A 22,894-nucleotide genomic window follows, 5' to 3' on the forward strand; every position below is an offset into this window, starting at 1 on the left:
TGTCCTTGGCGGCGTCAGGCGGCGCGCCTCAGGTGGGTGGGCATGGCGCCACCCGATATCCGGCTGCGGCGCTTGCGCAGTTCGGTGAAGCGCATGATGGCGTCGACCAGGTTGTCGTCGGTCGAGAGTTCCAGCGCGTCGACGCCGGCGCGGGCCAGCGCCTGCCGCAAGTCGGCCTCGCGCTGGGCCGCGATTCGCGCAAAGCGTTTGCGGAAACCGGCGTCATGCGTGTCGACCAGCAATTGCTCGCCGGTTTCGACGTCGCGTATCGGGATCAGGCCGAGGTCGGGCAGGTCCAGCTCCAGCGGGTCCAGCAACCGCACGGCCACCACCTCATGGCGGCGGGCCAGCTGGCCCAGCGGTTTCTCCCAGCCGGGTTCGGTGATGAAATCGGACACGACGAACACGGTGGAGCGGCGCCGCACCAGGTTGGCGGCGGATTCGAGCAGCTCATGCAGGCGCGTCGGGCCGAGGTTGGTCGTTTCGGGGCGGGATTGCAGGGTGTGCAGCAAGTGCAGCACATGGTGGCGGCCGCCGCGCGCGGGAATCACGGCGTCGACGCCGGAGCCGTAGAGCATGGCGCCCACGCGGTTGCCGTGGCGGGTCAGCATGCGGGCCAGCACGGCGACAAACTCGGCCGAGACATTGCGCTTGCGCTGCTCGCTGGAGCCGAAGTCCATGGACGGGCTCAGGTCCAGCAAAAACCAGGCGCTCATCTCGCGGTCTTCGGTGAAGACGCGCACATGGGGTTGTTCGAGCCGGGCGGTGACGTTCCAGTCGATGTGGCGCACGTCGTCATGGTGCTGGTACTCGCGCAGGTCGGCCAGGTCCATGCCGGTGCCGCGCAGCAGGGTGCGGTAGTCGCCCTGCAGCAGGCCRTCGAGGCGGCGCAGCACCGTCCACTCGAGCCGGCGCAGCAGCTGGTCTGCGTTGGCGGCAGCGGATTTGACCGGTTCAGGCGGCGAGTTTTTCATGTTCCAACGGCTTTGCTGGAGGCGGAATTTTGGCCATGATCTTGGCGACCAGGCCGTCGGCGGTCAGCCCTTCGGACAGCGCCTCATACGACAGCACCAGGCGGTGCCGCAGCACGTCGGGCACCAGGTCGGTCATGTCTTCGGGCAGGGCGTAGCTGCGGCCGCGCAGCAGGGCCAGGGCGCGCGCGCCTTCGGTCAGGTTGATGGTGGCGCGCGGGCTGGCGCCGAAGGTGATGAAGCGCTGCAAATCCTTGAGCCCATGCTTGACGGGCGTGCGCGTGGCTGAGACCAGGCGCACGGCGTATTGCACCAGCGAAGGGTCGACGTAGATGCGCCGGCATTCGGCCTGCAGGGCTGCCAGCTGTTCGGTGGTGGCGACGGCGCTCACGGCGACGGCGGGGCCGGTGACGCGCTGGACGATGACAAACTCTTCCTCGTCGGTGGGGTAGTCGACCAGCACCTTCATCATGAAGCGGTCGACCTGGGCCTCGGGCAGCGGGTAGGTGCCTTCGGTTTCAATCGGGTTCTGCGTGGCCATGACCAGAAAGGGATCGGGCACCTTGTGGGTGGTGCCGGCAATCGTGACCTGGCGCTCCTGCATCACTTCCAGCAACGCGCTTTGCACCTTGGCCGGCGCGCGGTTGATTTCGTCGGCCAGCAACAGGTTGGTGAAGACGGGGCCCAGCGAGGTGCTGAACTCGCCGGTTTTCTGGTTGTAGATGCGGGTGCCGACCAGGTCGGCCGGCACCAGGTCGGGCGTGAACTGGATGCGCTTGAACTGGCCCTGCACGGTGTTGGCCAGGGTCTTGATGGTCAAGGTCTTGGCCAGGCCGGGCACGCCCTCGACCAGCAGGTGGCCCTGGGCCAGGATGGCGACCATGACGCGCTCAAGGAAGCGGTCCTGCCCGACCACCACGCGCTTGACCTCATAAAGGATCTGCTCCATGAGCTGGGCGGTGTCGTGGTTGGCGTTTTGCGGGGTGGTCTGTTCCATGCGGCGGGGTCCTTGGAGGCTGGGGTCAGGAGGTGTGGAAGGAGTTCAGAACGGCGGCATGCCGGCAGCCGAGGCGGCGTTCTCGATGGGCACGGCAAAGCCTATGCCGACAAAGGTGCGCTGCTGGTTGGGGTTGAAGATGGCGGTGACGATGCCGATGACCTCGCCGTCCATGGTGACCAGCGGGCCGCCGGAGTTGCCGGGGTTGGCGGCGGCGTCGAACTGGATCAGGTTGCTCATCATCTGCTTGCCTTCGGGCGAGCGGAAGTTGCGCTTGAGCCCGGAGATCACGCCCTGCGAGGCCGAGGGGCCTATGCCGAAAGGGTAGCCGACGGCCATGACCTGGTCGCCGGGGGCCAGGTCGGCGGTGGAACGCATGGTGGCGGCAATCAGGTCGTCGGGAATCTTGTGGGCCTGCAGCACGGCTAGGTCGTTCTCGGGTTGCACGCCGGTGATGCTGGCGGTGGATTCCAGGCCGTCGGCGAAGGTGATCTTGATGGTCTGGGCGTTCTGCACCACGTGCAGGTTGGTCAGGATGATGCCCTTGTCGACGATGACCACCCCGGTGCCGACGCTGCGCTCGCCGTCTTCCTTGCCGTCCTTGTCCTTGCCCAGGCCGACGATGCGTACGACCGAGGGAATGATGGTGTCATAGGCCTTGGTGCCGGGCGAGGGCAGGACCGTGGTTTCCAGGGTCTTGAGCACGGCCGCGTTGATGTCGTCCTGGGTCAGCTTGCGCGCCGGGTTGCGCAGCGGCGAGGCAAAGCTGAAGGCCAGCAGCAGGGCCAGCAGGCCGACGACGGACCACAGCAGGTAGAGCTGGTGGCGCGCCAGGCGCTGGGCGAGCCGGGCGACGCGGGGAAAGCGGGAAGGTGGAGGAGGGGCGTCCGCGGTGGTGGCCTCGTCGGGCGGCTGCGCCTGGGCGTCACCCGCGCCCTGCGCCGGACGGTTTGAACTGCTGTAAAGGGCTGGCCTGCGCATCCGTTCACCTCTGAGGTCAAAGTGTCAAAACCGGGCTGATACGGGGCGGAAAGCGGTTGGAAGGCGGTTTTCAGGCCCTGTATTTACAGATGCACCGTATCACGATTCCTTCATCCATGCACGCCATTTGGCTATCTGCGGGAAGGGCTTTGTAACGGGGCTTTGGAGCCCGCTTTTGGGGCGGGGTTCCCCGGGGGCGTGTGCTTTCAGCGGCCCGGGGTGTCGGGCGGACTGCGCAGCAGGGTCAGCGCCAGCGCAGCCGAAGCCAGCATCAGGAACAGGCTCACCGCATTGAGCACAGGCGTGGCGCCTTCGCGCATGCGGCCGTACATCATGACGGTGAGCGGCGCATCCGAGCCGACCAGCATCAGGGTGGTGTTGAAGTTCTCGAAGGACATCAAAAACGAGATCGCGGCGGCGCCTATGAGCGCGGGTTTCAGGTAGGGCAGGGTGATGGTGGTGAAGACGGCGGCGCGGGAGGCGCCCAGGTTGTAGGCGGCTTCTTCCAGGGTGATGTCAAAACGTTTCAGGCGCGCGGTGATGACCAGGGTGGCGATGGAGACGATGTAGGAAAACTGGCCTATCACCACCAGAGGCAGGCCGGGGCGCAAAAAATCCAGCTCCAGGCCCCACCAGTCGTCGGCCAGCTGCGCCATCCGGCTGGCGAAGGCCAGGATGGAGATGCCCAGGATGACGCCGGGAATCACCAGCGGTGCCAGCATCAGGAAAGACAGGGCCTGCTTGCCCGGAAAGCGCGCGCGTTCGATCAAAAAGGCATTGGTGGTGCCGACCAGCACGGCCAGCACCGTGACCCAGGCGGCCACGACCACGCTGGTCCAGAGGCTGGCCAGCATGGGACCGTCGGCAAACAGGCCGCTGCGGCCGGCCTTGCTGCCGAAAAACCAGTCGAGCGTGAAGCCGCGCCAGGGCGGCGCCGGGTAGGGCGCGTCGTTAAAGGCGAACACCGCGACCACCACCAGTGGCAGGAACAGGAAGGCGAAAAACGCCAGGGCATAGGCCCAGGTGCCGGCGCGCAGCCAGGCGGGGCGGGGCAGGGAGGCGATCATGCGGAGGCTTTCATGAACGCCTCATGACTTCGCCGAATTTCTGGCCGGTGAGTTTCAGCCCGAGCCAGACGATGGCGGTAGACAAACCCAGCAGCAAGAAGCCAAACGCCGCGCCTTGTTCCCAGTTAAAGCGCGTGATGAACTGGGTGTAGATCTGCTCGGTGAACCACAGCGAGTTCTTGCCGCCCAGCAAGGTGGGCGTGAGGTAGTTGCCCAGGGTCAGCATGAAGACCACGATGCAGCCGGCCAGGATGCCGGGCGCGGCATGCGGGATCACGATCTGGCGCAGGATGGACGGGCCGTTGCCGCCCAGGTCGTAGGCGGCTTCGATCAGGGTGTCGTCCAGGCTTTCGAGCGCGCTGATCAACGGCACCACCATGAAGAGCATGGAGGTGTAGACCAGGCCGACCAGGATGGTGGCGTCGCGGTAGAGCAGCTCGACGGGCGCAGCCGTGATGCCCAGTTGCACCAGCACGGCGGGCAGCACGCCGGATTCGCGCAGCAAAATCATCCAGCCCAGGGTGCGCACGGTTTCGCTGACCCAGAAGGGGATCAGGCACATCACCAGCAGCAGCGACTTGGCGCGGCCGCGCACCAGTTTGGCAATCGTCCACGCAATCGGGAAGGCCAGCAGCAGCGTGATGACTGTGGCCAGGATGGACATCAGCGCCGTGCGCACAAAGGTGTGCCAGTACAGCGGCTCCTCGACAAAGGTGCGGTACTGCGCAAAGCTGGGCGTGTACTGGCGCGGTGCGATGCGTTCGCGCAGCGACAGCACGGCGAGGTCTATGTGCGGCAGCACGATCAGGCCGATTAGCCAGACCAGGGCCGGCGCCAGCAGCAGCAACAGGATCAGCCGGGCCTGCGACTGCCCGGAACCACCAGTGGAAGGCAGGACGGCCGCGGCTTGCATGGCGGGCCTAGCTGTTGCCGAAGCAGACGGCCTGCTCGGGGTCGAAGCTGAAAGCCACCGTCTCGCCGATGCGCAGGTCGGCGAAGCGCCCGGTCTGCGGCAGCGCGATGCGGAACTCGGTGCGGCTGGCAGTCTCGCGCAGCAGCACGGCCGAGTTGGCGCCGTCGAACAACAGGCTTTCGACCTGGCCGGCGTAGACCGTGTGGTTGGCCGGCAGCTCGGTCGCGTCGCGCGCCAGGTTGATGGCCTCGGGCCGTACAAAGGCCTGCACCGCCTGCTCGGGCTGCAGCCGGCCGGCAGCGCGGGCGCGCAGGGCCAGGCCGTCGCCGGTGGTGAGCGCGACCACGGCGCCGGCCTCCGCGCCGGCCGCGCCGGTGCTGGCGGCCAGCTTGTTGTTGGCGCCGACAAAGCCGGCCACAAACGGGGTTTGCGGCTGGTAATAGAGCTGCTGCGGCGTGCCCACCTGCTCGAAGCTGCCGGCGTTCATCACCGCCACGTGGTCGGACAGCACCAGGGCCTCGGACTGGTCGTGCGTGATGTAGACAAAGGTGGTGCCGAAGGCGGCCTGCAGCTGCTTGAGCTCGACCTTCATGTGCTCGCGCAGCTTCAGGTCGAGCGCGCCCAGCGGTTCGTCGAGCAGCAGCAGCGTGGGCTCGAGCACCAGGCTGCGCGCGATGGCCACGCGCTGGCGCTGCCCGCCGGAGAGCTGGTCGACGCGCTTGTCCTGCATGCCGGGCAGGCTCACGCGCTCCAGCATGGCGCCGACCTTGGCGGCGATGTCGGTGCGCGAGAGGCCGCGCCGCGCCAGGCCGTAGCCGACGTTCTCGCCGACCGACATCATGGGGAACAGCGCCAGGTGCTGGAACACCATGTTGACGGGCCGCTGGTTGGGCGGCACGCCATTCATGGGCTTGCCGCCGATGTGGATCTGGCCCGCGTCGGGCGACAGAAAGCCGGCGATCATGCGCAGCAGCGTGGTCTTGCCGCAGCCCGAGGGGCCGAGGATGGAGAAAAAGCTGCCGCGCTCCACCGTGAAGGACAGGTCCTTCACGGCGGGCTGGCCGGCGTAGGTTTTACCGACGTGCTCGGCTTGCAGGTCTGCGTGCACCGTGGGCGCGGCGTTGGCGGTTTACTGCGCTGCCTTGATGCGGTCCAGCACGCGGCCTTCGATGTCCTCGATGCCGGCGGGCACTGCGGGGTACCACTTGACGTTTTTCAGCGCGGCTTCAGGGAAGCTGGCGGCGAACTGGGCCTTGAGCTTGGGGTCGGCCAGCTGGTCGGCGCCCTTGGAGGCGGTGAAGTTGCCTGCCGAGCCCGCGACCTTGGCGGCGATCTCAGGGCGCATGTTGAAGTTGATCCAGGCATAGGCGGCGGCATCGTTGCGGCCCTTGGCGGGGATGGCGAAGGTGTCTATCCAGCCGAGGGCGCCGGACTTGGGCGCGATGAACTGGATCTCGGGTTTCTCGCCATTGAGCTTCCAGCCGCCGGTGTCCCACATCATGGCGCCCACGACTTCACCGGCGCGCATGCCGTTGAGCAGCTGGTCCTTGTTGTCCCAGTAGAACTTGATGTTGCCCTTGCAGGCGATCATGGTCTTGCCGACTTCGTCCATCAGCGCGCCGTAGGCTTTCGGGTCCTTGTACAGCGCGAAGGGGTCCTTGCCGGAGGCGAAGGCGAAGGCCAGCAGGGTGGGGCGCTTCAGGCGCACGGCGGTCTTGCCCTTGAACTCGGCCTTGCAGAGGTCGGGGTAGTCGGCCATCTTGGCCAGCTTGGTGTTGACGACCAGGCCGTCGGTGCCCCAGATGTGCGGCAGGCCGTAGACCTTGCCGTCGAGTGTGGTGTTCTTTTTGGTGGCCTCAAGCATGGAGGGGATGAAGAGATCGGACTTGATCTTGCTGAGGTCCATGGGCTTGTAGATGCCGAACTCCTGCTGCGGGCCGGTGATGCGGTCCTGCGAGGGCTGGGCCAGGTCGAAGCCGGCGCCGCCGGTGGCGCGCAGCTTGGAGATCATCTCTTCGTTGTTCGAGAGCGTCAGCTCGACTTTTTCTTCCATCTTCGACTTATCGTCCTTATCTTCTACTCACCCCATGACTTTCTGGATAGACACGCATTGCCACCTGGACGCCGGGGAACTGGCCGCCGACGTCGCCGAGGTGCGCGCGCGGGCCGCCGCTAACGGCGTGGCGCACTGCGTGCTGCCGGCGGTGGGGGTGTTCAACTTTGAGGCGGTGCGTGTGCTGGCGCACCGCTTCTCGGACAGCTATGCCTTGGGCATACACCCGCTGTGCGTGCCGCAGGCGCGTGATGAGGACCTGCAGGCGCTGGACGCGGAGCTGGCGCTCAGGCGTGAGGACCCGCGGCTGGTGGCGGTCGGTGAAATCGGCCTGGACTACTTCGTGCCGGCGCTCACGCAAAGCCCCCAGCGCGAGCGCCAGGAGCACTTTTACCGCGAGCAGTTGAAGCTGGCGCGCAAGCACGGCCTGCCGGTGATCCTGCATGTGCGGCGCTCGGCCGACAAGCTGCTCAAGCACCTGCGTGATCTGGCGCCCGAAGGCGGCTGGCACGGCATAGGCCATGCGTTCAACGGCAGCGCGCAGCAGGCGGAGGAGTTCCTCAAGCTGGGCTTCAAGCTCGGTTTCGGCGGCGCCGTGACCTTTGAGCCGGCGCTGCAGCTCAGGCGCCTGGCGGCCGAGCTGCCGCTGGAGGCGCTGGTGATGGAAACCGATTCACCCGACATCCCGCCGCACTGGATCTATGCGACGGCGGCCGAGCGCGAGGCCGGCAAGCCGCAAGGCCGCAACGAGCCGGGCGAGCTGCCGCGCATCGCGCAGCAGGTGGCGGAACTGCGTGGCATCGGCACGGACGCGCTGGCGGCCGCGACCACGGCCAATGCGCGGCACGCGCTGCCCAAACTTGGGGCGCTGCTCGCATGAAGGCGGTGCCTCTGGAAGGCTTGGCGCCGCTGGTCTCCAGCAATACGCGCCTGCTGGTCCTGGGCAGCTTCCCGGGCGCGGCCTCGCTGGCGCAGCAGCAGTATTACGGCCACCCGCAAAACCATTTCTGGAAAATCCTCAAGGCGCTCTGGCCTCCCGGCCCCGCGGACGCAGGGCCTGATGGCTACCAGGCCCGCACTGAATGGCTGCTGTCCAAAGGCCTGGGCCTGTGGGACGTGTACGCGGCCTGCGAGCGCGAGGGCAGCCTGGACAGCGCGATCCGCAACGCCGAAGTGAACGACCTCGCGGGCCTGCGCCGGCTGTGCCCGGCGCTGGAAGCGATCGCCCACAACGGCGGCGAAAGTTTCAAGCATTCAAGACACACGCTGGCGCTGGGATTGCCGGTCTACAAGTTACCCTCAACCAGCCCGGCGAACGCCTCCTGGAGTTTTGAGCGCAAACTCGCGGCCTGGCGGGAAGTTTTTGAAAAACACGGACTGGTTTGATGCAAAGAAAAGATACGGCCAAAGCGATGGCCAAAGAGAGCGCGGCRATGGAATTGCCCGAGGTCAACTTCTCGGACTACGGCGACGTGCGCTTTCTGCACCTGGGCACCGAATGGGTGCAGGGCTCCATGCTGCGCGACGCGCCCTACGACATCGAGCTCGAATATGTGCAGCGCATGATGGCGGGCCTGCTGTTCATGGATGCGGCGGCCATGCCGAAGAAACACGCCATGCAGCTGGGCCTGGGCTCGGCCGCGCTGACCARGTTCTGCTACAAAAAGCTGCGCATGAAGGTGACGGCCGTCGAGATCAACCCGCAGGTGGTGACGGCCTGCCGGGTCTGGTTCAAGCTGCCGCGCGACGACCTGCGGCTGCATGTGATCGAGGCCGATGCCGCCGCTGAAATCAAGAAACCGGCTCACCATGGAACGGTGGACCTGCTGCACGTGGACCTCTACGACCACGAGGCCGCCGCGCCGGTGCTGGACAGCGCCGATTTCTACGCCGACTGCCGCGCGCTGTTGGCCGAGGACGGCGTGATGACGGTGAACCTCTTCGGCCGCGATTCCAGCTACCTGCAGTCGCTGACCAAGATCGCCGAAGCTTTCGGCCCTGAAGCAGTGTGGGCCTTCACCCCGACGCGCGAAGGCAACACCGTGGTGCTGGCGCAGCRCGAGCCCACGCGGCCCGAGCGCGCCGCGCTCTTGCTGCAGGCCGGCGTGATCGAGTCGCGCTGGGACCTGCCGGCCAAAAAGTGGCTGCGGCTGTTCAAGCCGGTGGCTTAAGGTTCGGTTAAGAAGCAAGCCGGGCAGGGTGGCAAAAGCCACGAGGGATGGGGTACAGTGCCACCCATGAGCGCTGTGACCCACCCCAAATCCCACCGTGATTCGCATGCGAAAAAAGGCCATGCCGGCCCCCTGGACTGGCGCATCCTGGTGGAATGGCTCAGTGACGACGGCGTGATCAGTGCCGCCGAAGCGCAGCGCACCATCGCGCGCTGCTCGCAGGTGCAGAGCGCGCAGCCGCCGCTGATGCGGCTGGCCAGCGTCGGCATGACACGGCTGGCCGACGGCAAGCCACTGGACATCGAGACCATGTCGCAATGGCTGGCGGGCCGGGCGGGCCTGGCCTACCTGCGCATAGACCCGCTCAAGGTGGACGTGGGCAAGGTGGCCGACACCATGTCGGCCATGTATGCGGAGCGCCACAAGGTGCTGCCGGTGCAGGTGACGCCCAGCGAGGTGGTGATCGCCACCTCCGAACCCTTTATCACCGACTGGGTGCAGGAAGTCGAGCGCCAGGCCAAGCGCAGCGTGCGCCTGGTGGTGGCCAGCCCGCAGGAGATCACCAAGTTCACGGCCGAGTTTTTCGCGCTGGCCAAATCGGTCAAGGCGGCGGTCAAATCGGGCAGCGCATCGGGCTCGGCGAGTTTCGAGCAGCTGGTGGAGCTCAACAAGAGCAACAAGCAGCTGGATGCCAACGACCAGGGCGTGGTGCAGGTGGTGGACTGGCTCTGGCAGTACGCCTTCGACCAGCGCGCCAGCGACATCCACCTGGAGCCGCGCCGCGAGCAGGGCGTGATCCGTTTCCGCATCGACGGCGTGCTGCACCCGGTCTACCAGCTGCCCATGGGCGTGCACAACGCCATGACGGCGCGCATCAAGCTGCTGGGCCGCATGGACGTGGTGGAAAAGCGCCGCCCGCAGGACGGCCGCATCAAGACGCGCAACCCGCGCGGCGACGAAATCGAAATGCGCCTGTCGACGCTGCCCACGGCTTTCGGCGAAAAAATGGTGATGCGGATCTTCGACCCGGACACCACGGTGAAGAACCTCGACGCGCTGGGCTTTTCGCAGCACGACGCCGACCGCTGGGAAAGCCTGGTCAAGCGGCCGCACGGCATCATCCTGGTCACCGGGCCGACCGGCTCGGGCAAGACCACCACGCTGTATTCCACGCTCAAGCGCCTGGCCACCGAGGAAGTCAACGTCAGCACCATCGAGGACCCGATCGAGATGATCGAGGCCTCCTTCAACCAGACGCAGGTGCAGGCGCACCTGGATTTTGATTTCCCCGAGGGCCTGCGCGCGTTGATGCGGCAGGACCCGGACATCATCATGGTGGGCGAGATCCGCGACCTGCAGACCGCCGAGATGGCGGTGCAGGCGGCGCTCACCGGCCACCTGGTGTTCAGCACGCTGCACACCAACGACGCGCCGTCGGCGGTCTCGCGCATGATGGAACTCGGCGTTCCTTCTTACCTGATCAATGCCACCATGCTGGGCGTGCTGGCCCAGCGGCTGGTGCGCACCCTGTGCCCCAGCTGCCGCGAACCCGACGAGAGCGCCGCGCGCGAGACTCTGGCCGAACTGGTCAAGCCCTGGCAAATCAGCGGCGGCTACCGGCCCTACAAACCGGTGGGCTGCGTGGACTGCCGCATGACGGGTTTCCGGGGCCGCATGGGCCTCTATGAATTGCTGACGGTCACCGAGGGCTTCAAGGAAAAGGTCTCCAAGGAGCCGAACATCGATGCACTGCGCCGCCAGGCGGTCAGCGAAGGCATGCGCCCGCTTCGGCTGGCGGGCGCGCTGAAAGTGGCGGAAGGCCTGACCACCATCGACGAAATTTTGGCCTCCACCCCACCCTTATCCTGAGAGCCGCTCACAAAACCCTCCTGGCGTTGTTGCACCGCCTTGCCGTGCTGTAGCACTGTCTGCGGCGGTGCGCCTAGCCAGGACCGCTTCGCTGGGTTTTGTGAACGGCTCTTTGAAATTGTTCAGGGGCCTCAATACGGTGCCTGTTCTGGCCGTAAACAGGTCCTGGACTGCGGGTTTTCACGGATTTTCAGCACTCTTTCAGGGCACCCTGCTTTCATGTAAGTGAGGGGTAAGTGAAAGATTGATGAAAGGTAAGTGAAAGCCACATGTCGGGCCTGGGGGATTGAATGCACAATCCAGCGATTCTTTCTTTTACTTTTATGTACGTATTGAGGAGACAGCCGTGAATATCAAGAGTCAGAAAGACTTTTTCTCCGGCCTCATGTTCATGGGCGTCGGTGTGGCGTTCGCATGGGGGGCTACCACCTACAACGTGGGCGAGGGCGCCCGCATGGGCCCCGGCTATTTCCCGCTGATGCTGGGCGTGCTGATGGCCCTCCTGGGCGCCGGCATCACCTTCAAGTCGCTGGTCGTCGAAACCGAGGGCGGTGACAAGATCGGCAAATGGGCCTGGAAGCCGCTGGCCTACATCATCCTGGCCAACCTGATCTTCGGCGTCCTGCTGGGCGGCCTGCCCAGCATCAAGCTACCCCCCATGGGCATGATCGTCGCGATCTACGCGCTCACCTTTATTTCCAGCATGGCCGAAGCCGGCTGGAAAGTCAAAAACACCTTCATCCTTGCGACCGTGTTGGCCATCGGCAGTTACCTCGCCTTTGTCGTCCTGCTCAAGCTGCAGTTCCCGGTGTGGCCTTTCTTCATCGGCTAAGGAGATATAAAAAATGGATCTGATTGCAAATCTCTCGCTGGGTTTTGGCGTGGCGTTCACGCCCATCAACCTGGTGTATGCCTTTATCGGCTGCCTGCTGGGCACGCTGATCGGCGTGCTGCCGGGCATCGGCCCGGTTGCCACCATCGCCATGCTGCTGCCCGCCACCTATGCACTGCCGCCCGTGTCGGCGCTGATCATGCTGGCCGGTATTTACTACGGCGCCCAGTACGGCGGCTCCACCACCGCCATCCTGGTCAACCTGCCGGGAGAATCCTCGTCGGTGGTCACCTGTATCGACGGCTACCAGATGGCCCGAAAAGGGCGAGCGGGCCCGGCGCTGGCCGCGGCCGGCCTGGGTTCCTTCTTTGCCGGTTGCGTGGGTACGCTGATTTTGGCGGCCTTCGCGCCGCCGCTGACCGAACTGGCCTTCAAGTTCGGCCCCGCCGAATACTTCGCGCTGATGGTGCTGGGCCTGATCGGCGCCGTGGTGCTGGCTTCGGGCTCGCTGCTCAAGGCCATCGCGATGATCGTGCTGGGCCTGCTGCTCGGCCTGGTCGGCACCGACGTGAACTCCGGTGTCGCACGCTTCAGCTTTGACGTGCCCGAACTGACCGACGGCATCGGCTTTGTGACCATCGCCATGGGCGTGTTCGGTTACGGCGAAATCATCAGCAACCTGGCGCAACCCGAGCATGAGCGCGAAGTGTTCACGGCCAAGGTTTCGGGCCTGTTCCCGACCAAGCAGGATTTCAAGGACATGCTGCCCGCCGTGTTGCGCGGCACTTTCCTGGGCTCGGCGCTCGGTATTTTGCCGGGCGGCGGCGCCTTGCTGGCGGCCTTCGCGGCCTACGCGCTGGAAAAGAAGATCAGGATGAAACCGGGCGAAGTGCCATTCGGCCAGGGCAACATCCGCGGCGTGGCCGCGCCCGAGTCGGCCAACAACGCCGGCGCGCAGACTTCCTTCATCCCGCTGCTGACGCTGGGCATCCCGCCCAACGCCGTGATGGCCCTGATGGTGGGCGCCATGACGATCCACAACATCCAGCCCGGCCCGCAGGTCATGACCAGCAACCCCGAACTGTTCTGGGGCCTGATCGCCTCGATGTGGATCGGCAACGCGATGCTGATCATCCTGAACCTGCCGCTGATCGGCATGTGGATCAAGCTGCTGACCGTGCCTTACCGCTACCTGTTCCCGGCCATCGTGCTGTTCTGCGCGATCGGCGTGTATTCGACCAACAACAACACCTTCGACATCTGGATGGTCGGCATCTTCGGCGTGATCGGCTACCTGTTCGTCAAGCTGGGCTGCGAACCCGCGCCCTTGCTGCTGGGMTTCATCCTGGGCCCCATGATGGAAGAAAACCTGCGCCGGGCCCTGTTGCTGTCGCGCGGCGACTGGAGCGTGTTCGTCACGCGTCCGCTGTCGGCCGGCCTGCTGGGCGCCGCCCTGCTGCTGCTGATCATCGTGCTGCTGCCCTCGGTCAAGAACAAGCGCGAGGAAGCCTTCGTTGAGGAGTGATCGCGAACCCTTTCGGAGCTCCGGCTCCGTCCATGCAAAAGGCACCTTCGGGTGCCTTTTGTTTTGCCTGTTCGCAGCGTAATCGGCCTCCAAAACCGTTGCACAATCGCTGAATGAAACGTAAACATATCATTCAGTTCGCGGCGGCTTTTACCTCGGTGTTAGCCACCGCGTTCAGCGGGCCCGCCATGGCCCAGGCCTATCCCTCCAAGCCCATCCGCATGATCGTGCCTTTCCCGGCTGGCGGCGCGACCGACATCCTGGCGCGCGCGCTGTCGCAAAAGCTGGGCGAGAAAATCGGCCAGACGGTGGTGGTCGACAACCGGCCGGGCGCGGGCGGCACCATAGGCGCCGATGCGGCCTCCAAGTCGCCCGCCGACGGCTACACGCTGTTGCTGGCGACCTCGAGCACACACAGCATAGGCCCGGCCATCAACCCGAAAATCCCCTACAACGCCGACACCGACTTCACACCCATCGCCTATGTGGCGAGCTCGCCCAACGTGGTGCTGGTGCCCAATTCCTCGCCGTCAAAAAACATGAAGGAGTTCATAGACCACGCGCGCAAGAATCCGGGGCGCCTGAACTACGCCTCCAGCGGCAACGGCACCATCGTCCACCTGACGAGCGAGTATTTCAAGGCCCAGTCGGGCACCTTCATCCTGCACATACCCTACCGCGGCACGGCGCTGGCCATGCCGGACCTGATCAGCGGCAAGGTCGACGTGCTGTTCGATTCCTTCGTCACCGGCATGCCGCATGTCCGGGACGGCAAGCTGCGGGCGCTGGCGGTCACCACGCTCAAGCGCACCTCGCTGGCGCCCGACATGCCGACGGTGTCGGAAACCCTGCCGGGCTTTGAATCGGTCACCTGGTTCGGCGTGTACGGCCCCAAGGGCCTGCCGCAGGAGCTGGCGGCCAAGGTCAACCAGGCCGTCAATGCCGCGCTGGCCGAGGCCGACGTGAAGGACCGCTTCGCCCGGCTGGGCGCGGAGCCCACGGGCGGCAGCCCGGCGGCCTTCGCGGCCATGGTCAAGGCGGATACCGCCAAGTGGAAAAAAATCATCGCCGAGCGGAAAATCACGGCTGATTGATTCCCTTGAGCGCGCCGGGCCTGCCCGAGGCCGGCGCGTCATCGCTCTTCGCTCTTCGGGCTGGCGGCGTGCGGCCGCTCTTTGTTTGCCCTCACCAGGTCATCCCATCATGAACTTCAATTACAGCAATCCCTACACCTCCACCCGGCTGCCGCTGTTCGCGCGCAACGTGGTCTCGACCTCGCACCCGCTGGGCGCGCAAGCCGGCCTGCGCATGCTGCTCAAGGGCGGCAACGCGGTGGACGCGGCCATTGCGGCCGCGGCGGCCATGACCATCGTCGAGCCGGTGAGCAATGGCCTGGGCAGCGACGCCTTCTGCCTGCTGTGGGATGGCAAGGAACTGCACGGACTCAATGCCTCGGGCCGTGCACCGCAGAGCTGGACACCGGACTACTTCAGCCGCAAGTACGGTGCGGACGCCGCCACGCCGCCCAAGCGCGGCATGGATTCGGTCACCGTGCCGGGCGCGGTCGCCAGCTGGATGGCGATGAGCGAGCGTTTCGGCAAGCTGCCTTTTGCCGACCTGATGGAGCCGGCCATCGAGATCGCCGAACGCGGCTACCTGCTGCCGACCGTGGTGCAGCAGAAGTGGGCGGCCGCTACGGATGAGTTGAAGTCGCTGCCGGGCTTCGCGCAGTCCTTCCTGCCTTGGGGGCGCGCGCCGAATGTCGGCGAGCTGTTCCAGTTCAAGGCCGCGGCCAAGGCCTTGCGTGCCATCGCCGAGACCAAAGGCAGCGCTTACTACGGCGGCGCCATTGCAAACGCGATTGAAAAATTCTCCGCGCAGAACGGCGGCAGCATCACGGCCAAAGATTTTGAGCGCTACAAGCCGGAATGGGTCAAGCCTATCGGCAAGGACTACCGCGGCTACACCCTGCACGAGATCCCGCCCAACGGCCAGGGCATCGCCGCGCTGATCGCGCTGGGCATCCTGGACAAGTTCGACGTGGCGGGCCTGCCGGTGGACGGCGTGGATTCCCAGCATTTGCAGATCGAGGCCATGAAGCTCGCCTTCGCCGACACCTATAAGTATGTGGCCGAGCCTTCGTCAATGGCGGTGACGGCCGAGCAAATGCTCGATGACGCCTACCTCGCATCCCGTGCCAAACTCATCAACATGAAAAAGGCACAGGACTTTGGCGCGGGCAACCCCGTCAAGGGCGGCACGATTTACCTCACGGCGGCCGACGAGAACGGCATGATGGTGAGCTTCATCCAGAGCAACTACATGGGCTTCGGCTCGGGCTGCGTGGAGCCGGAATTCGGCATCAGCCTGCAGAACCGCGGCCACGGCTTCAGCCTGCAGCCGGGCGCCAACCAGGTCGCGCCGGGCAAGCGCCCCTTCCACACCATCATCCCGGCTTTCCTGAGCAAGGACGGCCAGCCTGTGATGAGCTACGGCGTGATGGGCGCCAACATGCAGCCGCAGGGCCATATGCAGACCCTGGTGCGCATGCTGGACTACGGCCAGAACCCGCAGGCCGCCTGCGACGCGCCGCGCTGGCGCTACAACGCCGGCATGGAGATCAACGTCGAGGCCGCGATGGACGCGCGCACCGTGCAGGGCCTGGCCGAGCGCGGCCACCGCGTGGAAGTCATCAACGATTCCTACCAGGATTTCGGCGCGGGCCAGTTCATCTGGCGCGCCGGCAACCCCCAGGCCGAAGGCTACGTGGCGGCCAGCGATGCGCGGCGCGACGGCCAGGCCGTGGGTTTTTAAGCGGGCGATTTTGAGTTCTCCACCCGACGCTCCCGCCCCTGCGGCCGCCCCCAAAAGCCTCGCGACCGGCCTGCTGCTGGCGACCTTGGGCGCCATCGCCTTCAGCGGCAAGGCCATCATCGTCAAGCTGGCCTACCGCTACGGCGTGGACGCGGTCACGCTGATCATGTACCGCATGCTGTTCGCGCTGCCGATCTTCGCGGTGATGGCCTGGTGGGCCAGTCGCGGCAAGGCGCCGTTGACACGCAAGGACTGGCTGGGCGTGTTGTGGCTGGGCTTCACGGGCTACTACCTCGCGAGCTTCCTGGACTTCGCGGGGCTGGCCTTCATCAGCGCCTCGCTCGAACGCCTGATCCTCTACCTCAACCCGACGCTGGTGCTGCTGCTGGGCCTGGTGATGTACAAGCGCCGCGTCAAGGCGCCGCAAATCATCGGCATGGCCATCAGCTACTGCGGCGTGGTGCTGGTGTTCGGCCACGAGATCACACTGCAAGGCTCGGATGCGGCCTGGGGTGCGCTGCTGGTGTTCCTGAGCGCGGTGAGCTACGCGCTCTACCTGGTCTACAGCGGCGAGATGGTCAGGCGCCTGGGCGCGCTGCGCCTGGTGGGGCTGGCGACGACGGTGGCCTGCCTGTGCTGCCTGCTGCAGTTCGTGCTGCTGCGTCCGCTGAGCGCGGCCGCCGTCGCGCCCGAGGTGATCTGGCTGTCGCTGCTCAATGCCACGCTGTGCACCGCGGTGCCGGTGCTCATGGTGATGATGGCCATCGAGCGCATAGGCGCCGGCATGGCCGCGCAGACCGGCATGGTGGGGCCCATGTCCACCATCCTGATGGGCGTGCTGATCCTCGGTGAGCCGTTCACTGCCTGGGTAGCGGCGGGGACTGTGCTTGTCATCGCCGGCATCTTTGTCTTCACCAGAACTAGATAGCCAGAGATAGCCCCCACGTTCCCCCACTGCGTGTGGGTCGCTGCCCCCCGAGGGGGCCGCTGCGCCTGCGGCCCGGCAAAGCCGGTTCCGCGGCCCCTGCTGATGGGGGATGCTGGCTCCACGGTCCTTTACCGTGGCGTCGTGGAGTGCTCACGCATTCGGCTCAATGCTTGCCTGACCCTGTCCAGGGGAGCGCTCCAATCATCGGGCCTGTCCTGCCTGAACAGTCGCGCGCCGGGATACCAGGGGCTGTCCTCGCGCTGGAGCAGCCAGCGCCAGTCCGGCGCATGGGGCAGCAGGATCCAGACCGGTTTGCCCAGGGCTCCGGCCAGGTGCGCGGTGCTGGTGTCCACGCTGATGACCAGGTCCAGCGTGGAAATGAGTGCGGCGGTGTCCGCGAAATCGGCCAGCTCCCGGCCCGGGAAGCTGACACGGCCGTCGGCCTCGAGCGCCGCCGCGTCGGTTTCGCGTAAATCGGGCTGGAGGCATACCGCGTTCATGTCGTCCGGCAGGGCGCGCAAAAAGTGGCCCATGGGAATGGAGCGTTGCTGGTCGCGCCTGTGCGCGAGATTGCCGGAACAGACGATGCCTATGCGCGGGGCCGGCATGCCGGGGGAGTCCATCCGCTTGCGCCAGCGTTCGACACGCTCGGGTGCGGCCCGCAGGTACGGGCCGGGCGCCGTCACGATTTCCCGGGTGTGGAGGCCGAGCGCCAGCGGAAGGCTCATCAATGGGCAGTGGAGATCAAACGCCGGCAGCGGCTCGCCCTCTTCAACGATGAGCACGCCGGGGGCCAGGCCCGAGAGCAGCCCGCCAAGCCCGCGCTGCACCTGCATGACCACGCGCGCGCCCAGCGCGGCGACATCGGCCGCGTATCGGCAGAACTGCAGGGTGTCGCCGTAACCGTATTCGAAATGGAGCAGGACGGTTTTTCCCGCGACCGGTTCGGCCCCGAGCCACAGCGGCTGGGCAAAGTGGCGGTCGTAGGCGCCGTGGCTCACCTTGGAGCGCCACTCCCATTCCGTCCAGCCCCGTTCGTAGTCACCCAGCAGCAGGCTGGCGAATCCCAGGCCCCAGTGCGCCGGGGCATTGTGAGGGTCTATTTCCAGGATGGCCTTGTAGCGCTCAACCGTTTTGTCGTACTGGCCTTCGTAGGACGCCTGCGTCATGAAGTCGAAGTCGGGCCGAAGGCGCAGGACCTCCCGAAGGTGGGAGGCCGCCAGGGCCATGTCGCCCTGGTCTTGCGCCAGGGTCGCCAGCATGAAATGAGCGTCGAACTGGGACGGATCGAGAACCAGCGCCTGTTCGAGCGCAAGCCGCGCTTCGCGGAAGTCCTGCTGTTCGCAAAGGACGTAACCCAGGTTGACGAAGGCTGCCGCGTCATGCGGGTCCGCCAGGGTGGCGGCGCGGTAGCGCAAGCCGGCCCCCGGCAGATCGCCCCTGGCCAGCAGCGCGTTGCCCTGTTTTTTGAGCTCGGCGGAACCGGCCGCGCCGACGGGAGGCGGCGGCTGTTGACCCGCGACGCTTCGTTCCTCCGCCTTTTGTTGCTTACCCAGCTTACCCAGCCGGCTCCAGAATTCCATACCGCCCTTTGTCCTGCCCGTGAATCAGAGCCGGATTGTCAGCCTATTTTTTGGTGGGGGCTTTCCCTGCTGCCGGCGCCTGTGCCGTAGGCCGGCGGTTTGCGGCGCCCAGGCGCTGCGCCACGGTGACGGCAGGCTGCCCCGCATAGGCGTCCAGCCGAGTGCCCATGGCTTGCTCGAGCTGGTTCAGGCGGGTTTGTGCCGGTGGATGCGTGCTCAGCGACAGGGCGAACAGCGCGTCGTCGGGCGCGGCGGTGCGCAACTGCTGCAGCACCCCCACCAGGCCGTAGGGGTCGAAGCCGGCGCGCGTGGCCAGGGCCACGCCGGTGCGGTCGGCGTCGAATTCGTCCTGCTGGTCCAGGCCCTTGGTGTACATGTTGCGGCCCAGCGCCAGCAGCTGCGAGGACACCATGCCGCCCAGGTCGTTCTTGAGCTGCGAACCGATGACCTGGGTCAGCAGGCCGGCGCGCGCGCTCTTGTTCAGCGCGATCAGGTGGTGCTTGGCCGTGACGTGGGTGATTTCATGGGCCAGGATGCCGGCCAGCTCGCCCTCGTCGGCGACGCGGTCCATCAGTCCCTTGGTGACGAAGACATAACCGCCCGGCGTGGCGAAGGCATTGAAGCCGGGATCGTCGAGGATGGCGAAGGTCCAGGGCAGGTCGGGGCGCGAGGACTGCAGGCTGATCCAGCGGCCCAGCTGGTTGAGGTAGCGCTGCATGGCCATGTCGGGATAAAGCGGCTTGCTGCCGAGCAGCACGGCGGCCAGTTGCTGGCCGATCTGGATTTCGCGCGGTTCGTCGATCTGATCCAGCGACTGCGACAGCAGCTTGAACAGGTCGCCGCCCTGGGCCGCCTGCTGCCCGCCCGGCGTGAGGCCGGCGCCCAGCAGCGCGCCGGCCAGGCCGGCCGCCGAATTGGGTTGTGCCTGCGCCGGCTGCGCGGGCTGGTTGGGGCGAATCAGCGACTGGAACAGGCCGCCCAGCGCCTTGCCGGCATCCTGGGCGTGGGCGCCGAGCGGGAGCAGGCCGGCCAGCAGGGCCAGGGCACAGGCCGCATGGCGTGCGGGCTTTGGGAAGTGGTGAAGGTTCATGGCGTGGCCTCTTGTTGTCTTGTGGCGGCTCAGCGGCCGTACTGCTCGGCCGGTGCGCTGCCGGGCGCGGGGGCCGGCGGGGCGGGTGTGGGCAGGGGCTCGACCTGCCGGCTGTTCAGCGAGGCGCTGCCGGCGAACTGCCGGGCCTGCGCGGCATTCGCGCGGTTGGCGTCGGCCTGCGCCACGGCCGCCACATTCGGCTGCGCGTTGGCCAGGTCTTCGGCACCCAGTCCGCGTATGCCGACGGTGGAGGTGGAGACCGTGCTCGAGGGCGCCTGCGCGCTGCCCTTGTTGAAAAAGCTCGAGAGGCTGCGCAGCGCGCCGCCGGCGGCGCCCCCCTTGCGCCTCGCGCTTGATCAGCACCGCCTCGCCTTGCGGCTGGGCCTGTGCAGCGGCGCTGAAAACCAGCATGGATGTGAGCAGGGGGGCGATAACCATCCCCGCCTGTATTTTGTATTTACTCAGTATCATGAGCCGCTCTCCCCCGTGGTTGTAATGAGGAATTATTATGGATTTGGGTATTGCAGGCAAATGGGCGCTGGTCTGCGGCGCCAGCAAAGGTTTGGGACTGGGTTGCGCCGAGGCGCTGGTGCGCGAAGGCGTCAATGTGCTGATCGTGGCGCGCGGCGAGGAAACGCTGAAGGCCGCGGCTGAAAAACTGAAGGCGGACAAGGGCAAACCCGCAGGCACCGGCGTCCAGTACGTCGCCGCCGACATCACCACGCCCGAAGGCCGGGCCGCGGTGTTCGCGCTGCGCAAGGATTTCGACATCGTGGTGACCAATGCCGGCGGCCCGCCGCCCGGCGACTTCCGCGACTGGGACCGCGACGCCTGGCTCAAGGCGGTGGACGCCAATATGCTGACCCCGATCGAGCTCATCAAGGCCACGGTCGACGGCATGGCGGCGCGCGGCTTCGGGCGCATCGTCAACATCACTTCCAGTTCGGTCAAGTCGCCCATCGACATCCTGGGCCTGTCCAACGGCGCGCGCAGCGGCCTGACCGGCTTCGTGGCCGGCGTGGCGCGCACCAAGCTCGCGGCGCAAGGCGTCACCATCAACAACCTGCTGCCGGGCGCTTTCGACACCGACCGCCTGCGCGGCACCATGAGCGGCGCGGCGCAAAAAACCGGCCAGCCGCTGGAAGCCATCATGGACGCGCGCCTCAAGAACATCCCGGCCCAGCGCTTCGGCACGCCCGAAGAGTTCGGCGCCATCTGCGCCTTCCTGTGCAGCACGCATGCCGCCTACATGACGGGGCAGAACGTGCTGGCCGACGGCGGGGCCTATCCGGGCACCTACTGAGCATTGAGCACGCGCCCTTGAGCCTGGACTATCTTCACTTCGATTACGCGGAAGGTAGCGACGGCACGGGCACGCTGGAGGCCATGGCCTCCACCTGGCCGGAGCAGGTGGCGGCCGTCCATGCCGAGGCCGTCCAGGTGCTGGGCTGGGCCCACGCGGAATTTGCCGGACGGCGCGGCCCGCTCGAAGACGGTTTTGACTGGGACTACGACCTGCATGGCATGCAGGAGCTGACGGCGCCCGAGGCTTTGCACTATGACGAGGCGGCGCGCCGGTTGTCAGTCCAGGCGGGCCCGAYCGGCAAGCCGCGGCACACGCTGACCTTGTCCCTCAGCGGGACCGCGGAATTTTGCGAGGCCTTCAGGCGGCACTTCGGCCTGGGCGCGGACTAGCATCGGGCCAGGGCCAAAAACCACGATTAACTCCCTCCCGATTCAGCTCCCTCCCCCGCTGGGGGAGGGTAGGGGTGGGGGCCAGCAGCCTTCGAACAAGCACGGCGAACCATCAGCCACCGCCGGCCCCCATCCCAGCCTTCCCCCAGCGGGGGAAGGAGCAAGAGCACCAGGCATCACCGGCCATCAGCAGGTCGTCGCAGCTTCTTTTTGAACCTGGCCTTGCACCTGTACTGAGGCATGCTTTCCCGATGGAAGTCATGTCCGGCACCTTTCGATGAAAAGAACCCCGCAGCCAAAAGTTAGCGTTAACATCCGGGCATGAAGTCACCCACAGAGACGCTGCGCAAGGCCAAGCGTGCCCCGCGCCCCGGAACCGGCGGCATCACCCTCAGCGACGTGGCCAGCCTGGCCGGCGTGTCGGCCATCACGGTGTCGCGCGCGCTCAACACGCCGGCGGCCGTGTCGCCCGCAACCCTGGAGCGCGTGCGCGGCGCGATTTCGCGCAGCGGCTATGTGCCCAACCTGATCGCCGGCGGCCTGGCCTCCAACCGCAGCCGGCTGGTGGCGGCGCTGGTGCCGACCATCGCCGGCCCGGTGTTCCTGGAAACCATACAGGCGCTGACCGACGCGCTGGCCGAGGCCGGCTGCCAGTTGATTCTGGGCCAAAGCGGCTACAGCGGCGCGCGCGAGGATGCGCTGATAGACGCCATCGTCGGCCGGCGGCCCGACGGCATCGTGCTGACCGGCATCATGCATTCGCCGGAAGGGCGCCGCCGCCTGCTGGCCTCGGGCATTCCCGTCGTCGAGACCTGGGACATCACGCCCACGCCCATCGACATGATCGTGGGCTTCTCCCACGAGAAAGTCGGTGCGGCGGTGGCGGACTACCTGTACGGCCAGGGCTTCCGCCGGCCAGGCGTGGTCATCGCGGAAGACCAGCGCGCCATGCGCCGCCGCGCCGGATTTGAGGCGCGGCTGGCCGAACTGGACGTGCACGGCATCCCGGTCTGTACCGTGCCCGCGCCTTCATCGCTGGCCAACGGCAGAGCCGGTTTCGCCGACCTGCGCGCGCGCCATCCTGATATTGACGTGGTTTTTTGTGGTTCCGACGTCATTGCCCACGGCGTCATCACCGAGGCCCAGGCATTGGGCCTGTCTGTTCCGGGTGATGTGGCGGTCATGGGTTTCGGGGACCTCCCGTTTGCTGCTTTCACCCATCCCTCCCTGAGCACGGTGCGTATCGACGGCACCTCCATAGGTCGCCAGGCGGCCCGGTTCATCCTCGATGTCGCTGAAAACCGCGACGTCGGCGCGCGGGTGCGAGACCTAGGGTTTCTCATAGTCAAAAGAGCCAGTGCCTGACTTGACGCAAGACTGGCCTTTGCCCTAATATTAATTTGTT

Annotated in this window: 22 protein-coding genes; 12 read left to right on the forward strand and 10 right to left on the reverse strand. The window is 66.2% G+C overall.

All coding sequences use genetic code 11. The features are described from left to right. Positions 1-14 precede the first annotated feature (14 nt). The 7 genes from AC1D0P_RS12350 to AC1D0P_RS12380 all read right to left on the reverse strand — a co-directional run bounded on the left by AC1D0P_RS12350 (position 15) and on the right by AC1D0P_RS12380 (position 6,982). Complete coding sequence (locus tag AC1D0P_RS12350) at positions 15-974, reverse strand: DUF58 domain-containing protein (protein WP_477677006.1); 960 nt, start codon at positions 972-974, stop codon at positions 15-17. Then, on the reverse strand, positions 955-1,968 hold the full coding sequence (locus tag AC1D0P_RS12355; protein WP_477677007.1) for an AAA family ATPase: 1,014 nt from the start codon (positions 1,966-1,968) through the stop codon (positions 955-957). The genes AC1D0P_RS12350 and AC1D0P_RS12355 overlap by 20 nt, the downstream gene beginning before the upstream one ends. Positions 1,969-2,013: 45 nt before the next feature. Then, positions 2,014-2,949, reverse strand: a complete 936-nt coding sequence (locus AC1D0P_RS12360; protein ID WP_477677008.1) for a S1C family serine protease — start codon at positions 2,947-2,949, stop codon at positions 2,014-2,016. 206 nt (positions 2,950-3,155) lie between these two features. Next, the gene (locus AC1D0P_RS12365; protein ID WP_477677009.1) at positions 3,156-4,016 is read right to left on the reverse strand and encodes an ABC transporter permease; all 861 of its coding nucleotides are present in this window, start codon (positions 4,014-4,016) and stop codon (positions 3,156-3,158) included. 10 nt (positions 4,017-4,026) lie between these two features. Further along, positions 4,027-4,929, reverse strand: coding sequence for an ABC transporter permease (locus AC1D0P_RS12370; protein ID WP_477677010.1), 903 nt, complete (start codon positions 4,927-4,929; stop codon positions 4,027-4,029). A 7-nt stretch (positions 4,930-4,936) separates the two neighbouring features. Next, positions 4,937-6,037, reverse strand: coding sequence for an ABC transporter ATP-binding protein (locus tag AC1D0P_RS12375; RefSeq protein ID WP_477677011.1), 1,101 nt, complete (start codon positions 6,035-6,037; stop codon positions 4,937-4,939). 21 nt (positions 6,038-6,058) lie between these two features. Then, the gene (locus AC1D0P_RS12380) at positions 6,059-6,982 is read right to left on the reverse strand and encodes an extracellular solute-binding protein (RefSeq protein WP_477677012.1); all 924 of its coding nucleotides are present in this window, start codon (positions 6,980-6,982) and stop codon (positions 6,059-6,061) included. Between the two features lie 34 nt (positions 6,983-7,016). On the opposite strand from AC1D0P_RS12380, the gene AC1D0P_RS12385 reads away from it, so the two are divergent. The 9 genes from AC1D0P_RS12385 (at position 7,017) to AC1D0P_RS12425 (ending at position 17,121) form a co-directional block, all read left to right on the forward strand. Then, a complete protein-coding gene (locus AC1D0P_RS12385) occupies positions 7,017-7,862 on the forward strand; it encodes a TatD family hydrolase (RefSeq protein WP_477677013.1) in 846 nt (281 codons plus the stop codon). Further along, positions 7,859-8,368, forward strand: a complete 510-nt coding sequence (locus AC1D0P_RS12390; protein ID WP_477677014.1) for a DNA-deoxyinosine glycosylase — start codon at positions 7,859-7,861, stop codon at positions 8,366-8,368. Before AC1D0P_RS12385 ends, AC1D0P_RS12390 begins: the two co-directional genes overlap by 4 nt. Continuing rightward, on the forward strand, positions 8,368-9,153 hold the full coding sequence (locus tag AC1D0P_RS12395; protein ID WP_477677015.1) for a class I SAM-dependent methyltransferase: 786 nt from the start codon (positions 8,368-8,370) through the stop codon (positions 9,151-9,153). Before AC1D0P_RS12390 ends, AC1D0P_RS12395 begins: the two co-directional genes overlap by 1 nt. 66 nt (positions 9,154-9,219) lie before the next feature. Beyond that, positions 9,220-11,022, forward strand: coding sequence for a type IV pilus assembly ATPase TfpB (gene tfpB / locus AC1D0P_RS12400; RefSeq protein WP_477677016.1), 1,803 nt, complete (start codon positions 9,220-9,222; stop codon positions 11,020-11,022). A gap of 346 nt (positions 11,023-11,368) precedes the next feature. Then, entirely contained in the window at positions 11,369-11,854 is a 486-nt protein-coding gene (locus AC1D0P_RS12405) for a tripartite tricarboxylate transporter TctB family protein (RefSeq protein ID WP_477652630.1), read from the forward strand. A gap of 13 nt (positions 11,855-11,867) precedes the next feature. Beyond that, on the forward strand, positions 11,868-13,379 hold the full coding sequence (locus AC1D0P_RS12410) for a tripartite tricarboxylate transporter permease (RefSeq protein WP_477652631.1): 1,512 nt from the start codon (positions 11,868-11,870) through the stop codon (positions 13,377-13,379). 113 nt (positions 13,380-13,492) lie between these two features. Continuing rightward, positions 13,493-14,473, forward strand: coding sequence for a Bug family tripartite tricarboxylate transporter substrate binding protein (locus AC1D0P_RS12415; protein WP_477677017.1), 981 nt, complete (start codon positions 13,493-13,495; stop codon positions 14,471-14,473). A gap of 109 nt (positions 14,474-14,582) precedes the next feature. Next, on the forward strand, positions 14,583-16,193 hold the full coding sequence (locus AC1D0P_RS12420; RefSeq protein WP_477677018.1) for a gamma-glutamyltransferase family protein: 1,611 nt from the start codon (positions 14,583-14,585) through the stop codon (positions 16,191-16,193). A gap of 10 nt (positions 16,194-16,203) precedes the next feature. Further along, positions 16,204-17,121 (forward strand): DMT family transporter, encoded by a 918-nt coding sequence (locus AC1D0P_RS12425; RefSeq protein ID WP_477677019.1) that lies wholly within the window; start codon positions 16,204-16,206, stop codon positions 17,119-17,121. Positions 17,122-17,249: 128 nt separating this feature from the next. Here the strand turns inward: AC1D0P_RS12425 and AC1D0P_RS12430 are convergent, their stop codons facing one another. From AC1D0P_RS12430 to AC1D0P_RS12440, 3 genes are read right to left on the reverse strand one after another with little or no spacing between them, the layout of a single operon-like run. Further along, positions 17,250-18,704: a tetratricopeptide repeat protein gene (locus tag AC1D0P_RS12430; protein ID WP_477677020.1), complete on the reverse strand. Its 1,455-nt coding sequence runs from the start codon at positions 18,702-18,704 to the stop codon at positions 17,250-17,252. Positions 18,705-18,747: 43 nt separating this feature from the next. Then, the gene (locus AC1D0P_RS12435) at positions 18,748-19,794 is read right to left on the reverse strand and encodes a M48 family metalloprotease (protein WP_477677021.1); all 1,047 of its coding nucleotides are present in this window, start codon (positions 19,792-19,794) and stop codon (positions 18,748-18,750) included. A 29-nt stretch (positions 19,795-19,823) separates the two neighbouring features. Beyond that, entirely contained in the window at positions 19,824-19,979 is a 156-nt protein-coding gene (locus AC1D0P_RS12440; protein WP_477677022.1) for a hypothetical protein, read from the reverse strand. Positions 19,980-20,302: 323 nt separating this feature from the next. Between AC1D0P_RS12440 and AC1D0P_RS12445 the strand changes: the two genes are divergently transcribed. The 3 genes from AC1D0P_RS12445 (at position 20,303) to AC1D0P_RS12455 (ending at position 22,854) form a co-directional block, all read left to right on the forward strand. After that, positions 20,303-21,097, forward strand: a complete 795-nt coding sequence (locus tag AC1D0P_RS12445) for an SDR family oxidoreductase (RefSeq protein ID WP_477677023.1) — start codon at positions 20,303-20,305, stop codon at positions 21,095-21,097. A gap of 17 nt (positions 21,098-21,114) precedes the next feature. After that, positions 21,115-21,489, forward strand: coding sequence for a hypothetical protein (locus AC1D0P_RS12450; RefSeq protein ID WP_477677024.1), 375 nt, complete (start codon positions 21,115-21,117; stop codon positions 21,487-21,489). A 321-nt stretch (positions 21,490-21,810) separates the two neighbouring features. Continuing rightward, complete coding sequence (locus tag AC1D0P_RS12455; protein ID WP_477677025.1) at positions 21,811-22,854, forward strand: LacI family DNA-binding transcriptional regulator; 1,044 nt, start codon at positions 21,811-21,813, stop codon at positions 22,852-22,854. Positions 22,855-22,894 lie beyond the last annotated feature (40 nt).

Source organism: Polaromonas sp. P1_G2, from assembly GCF_056405515.1.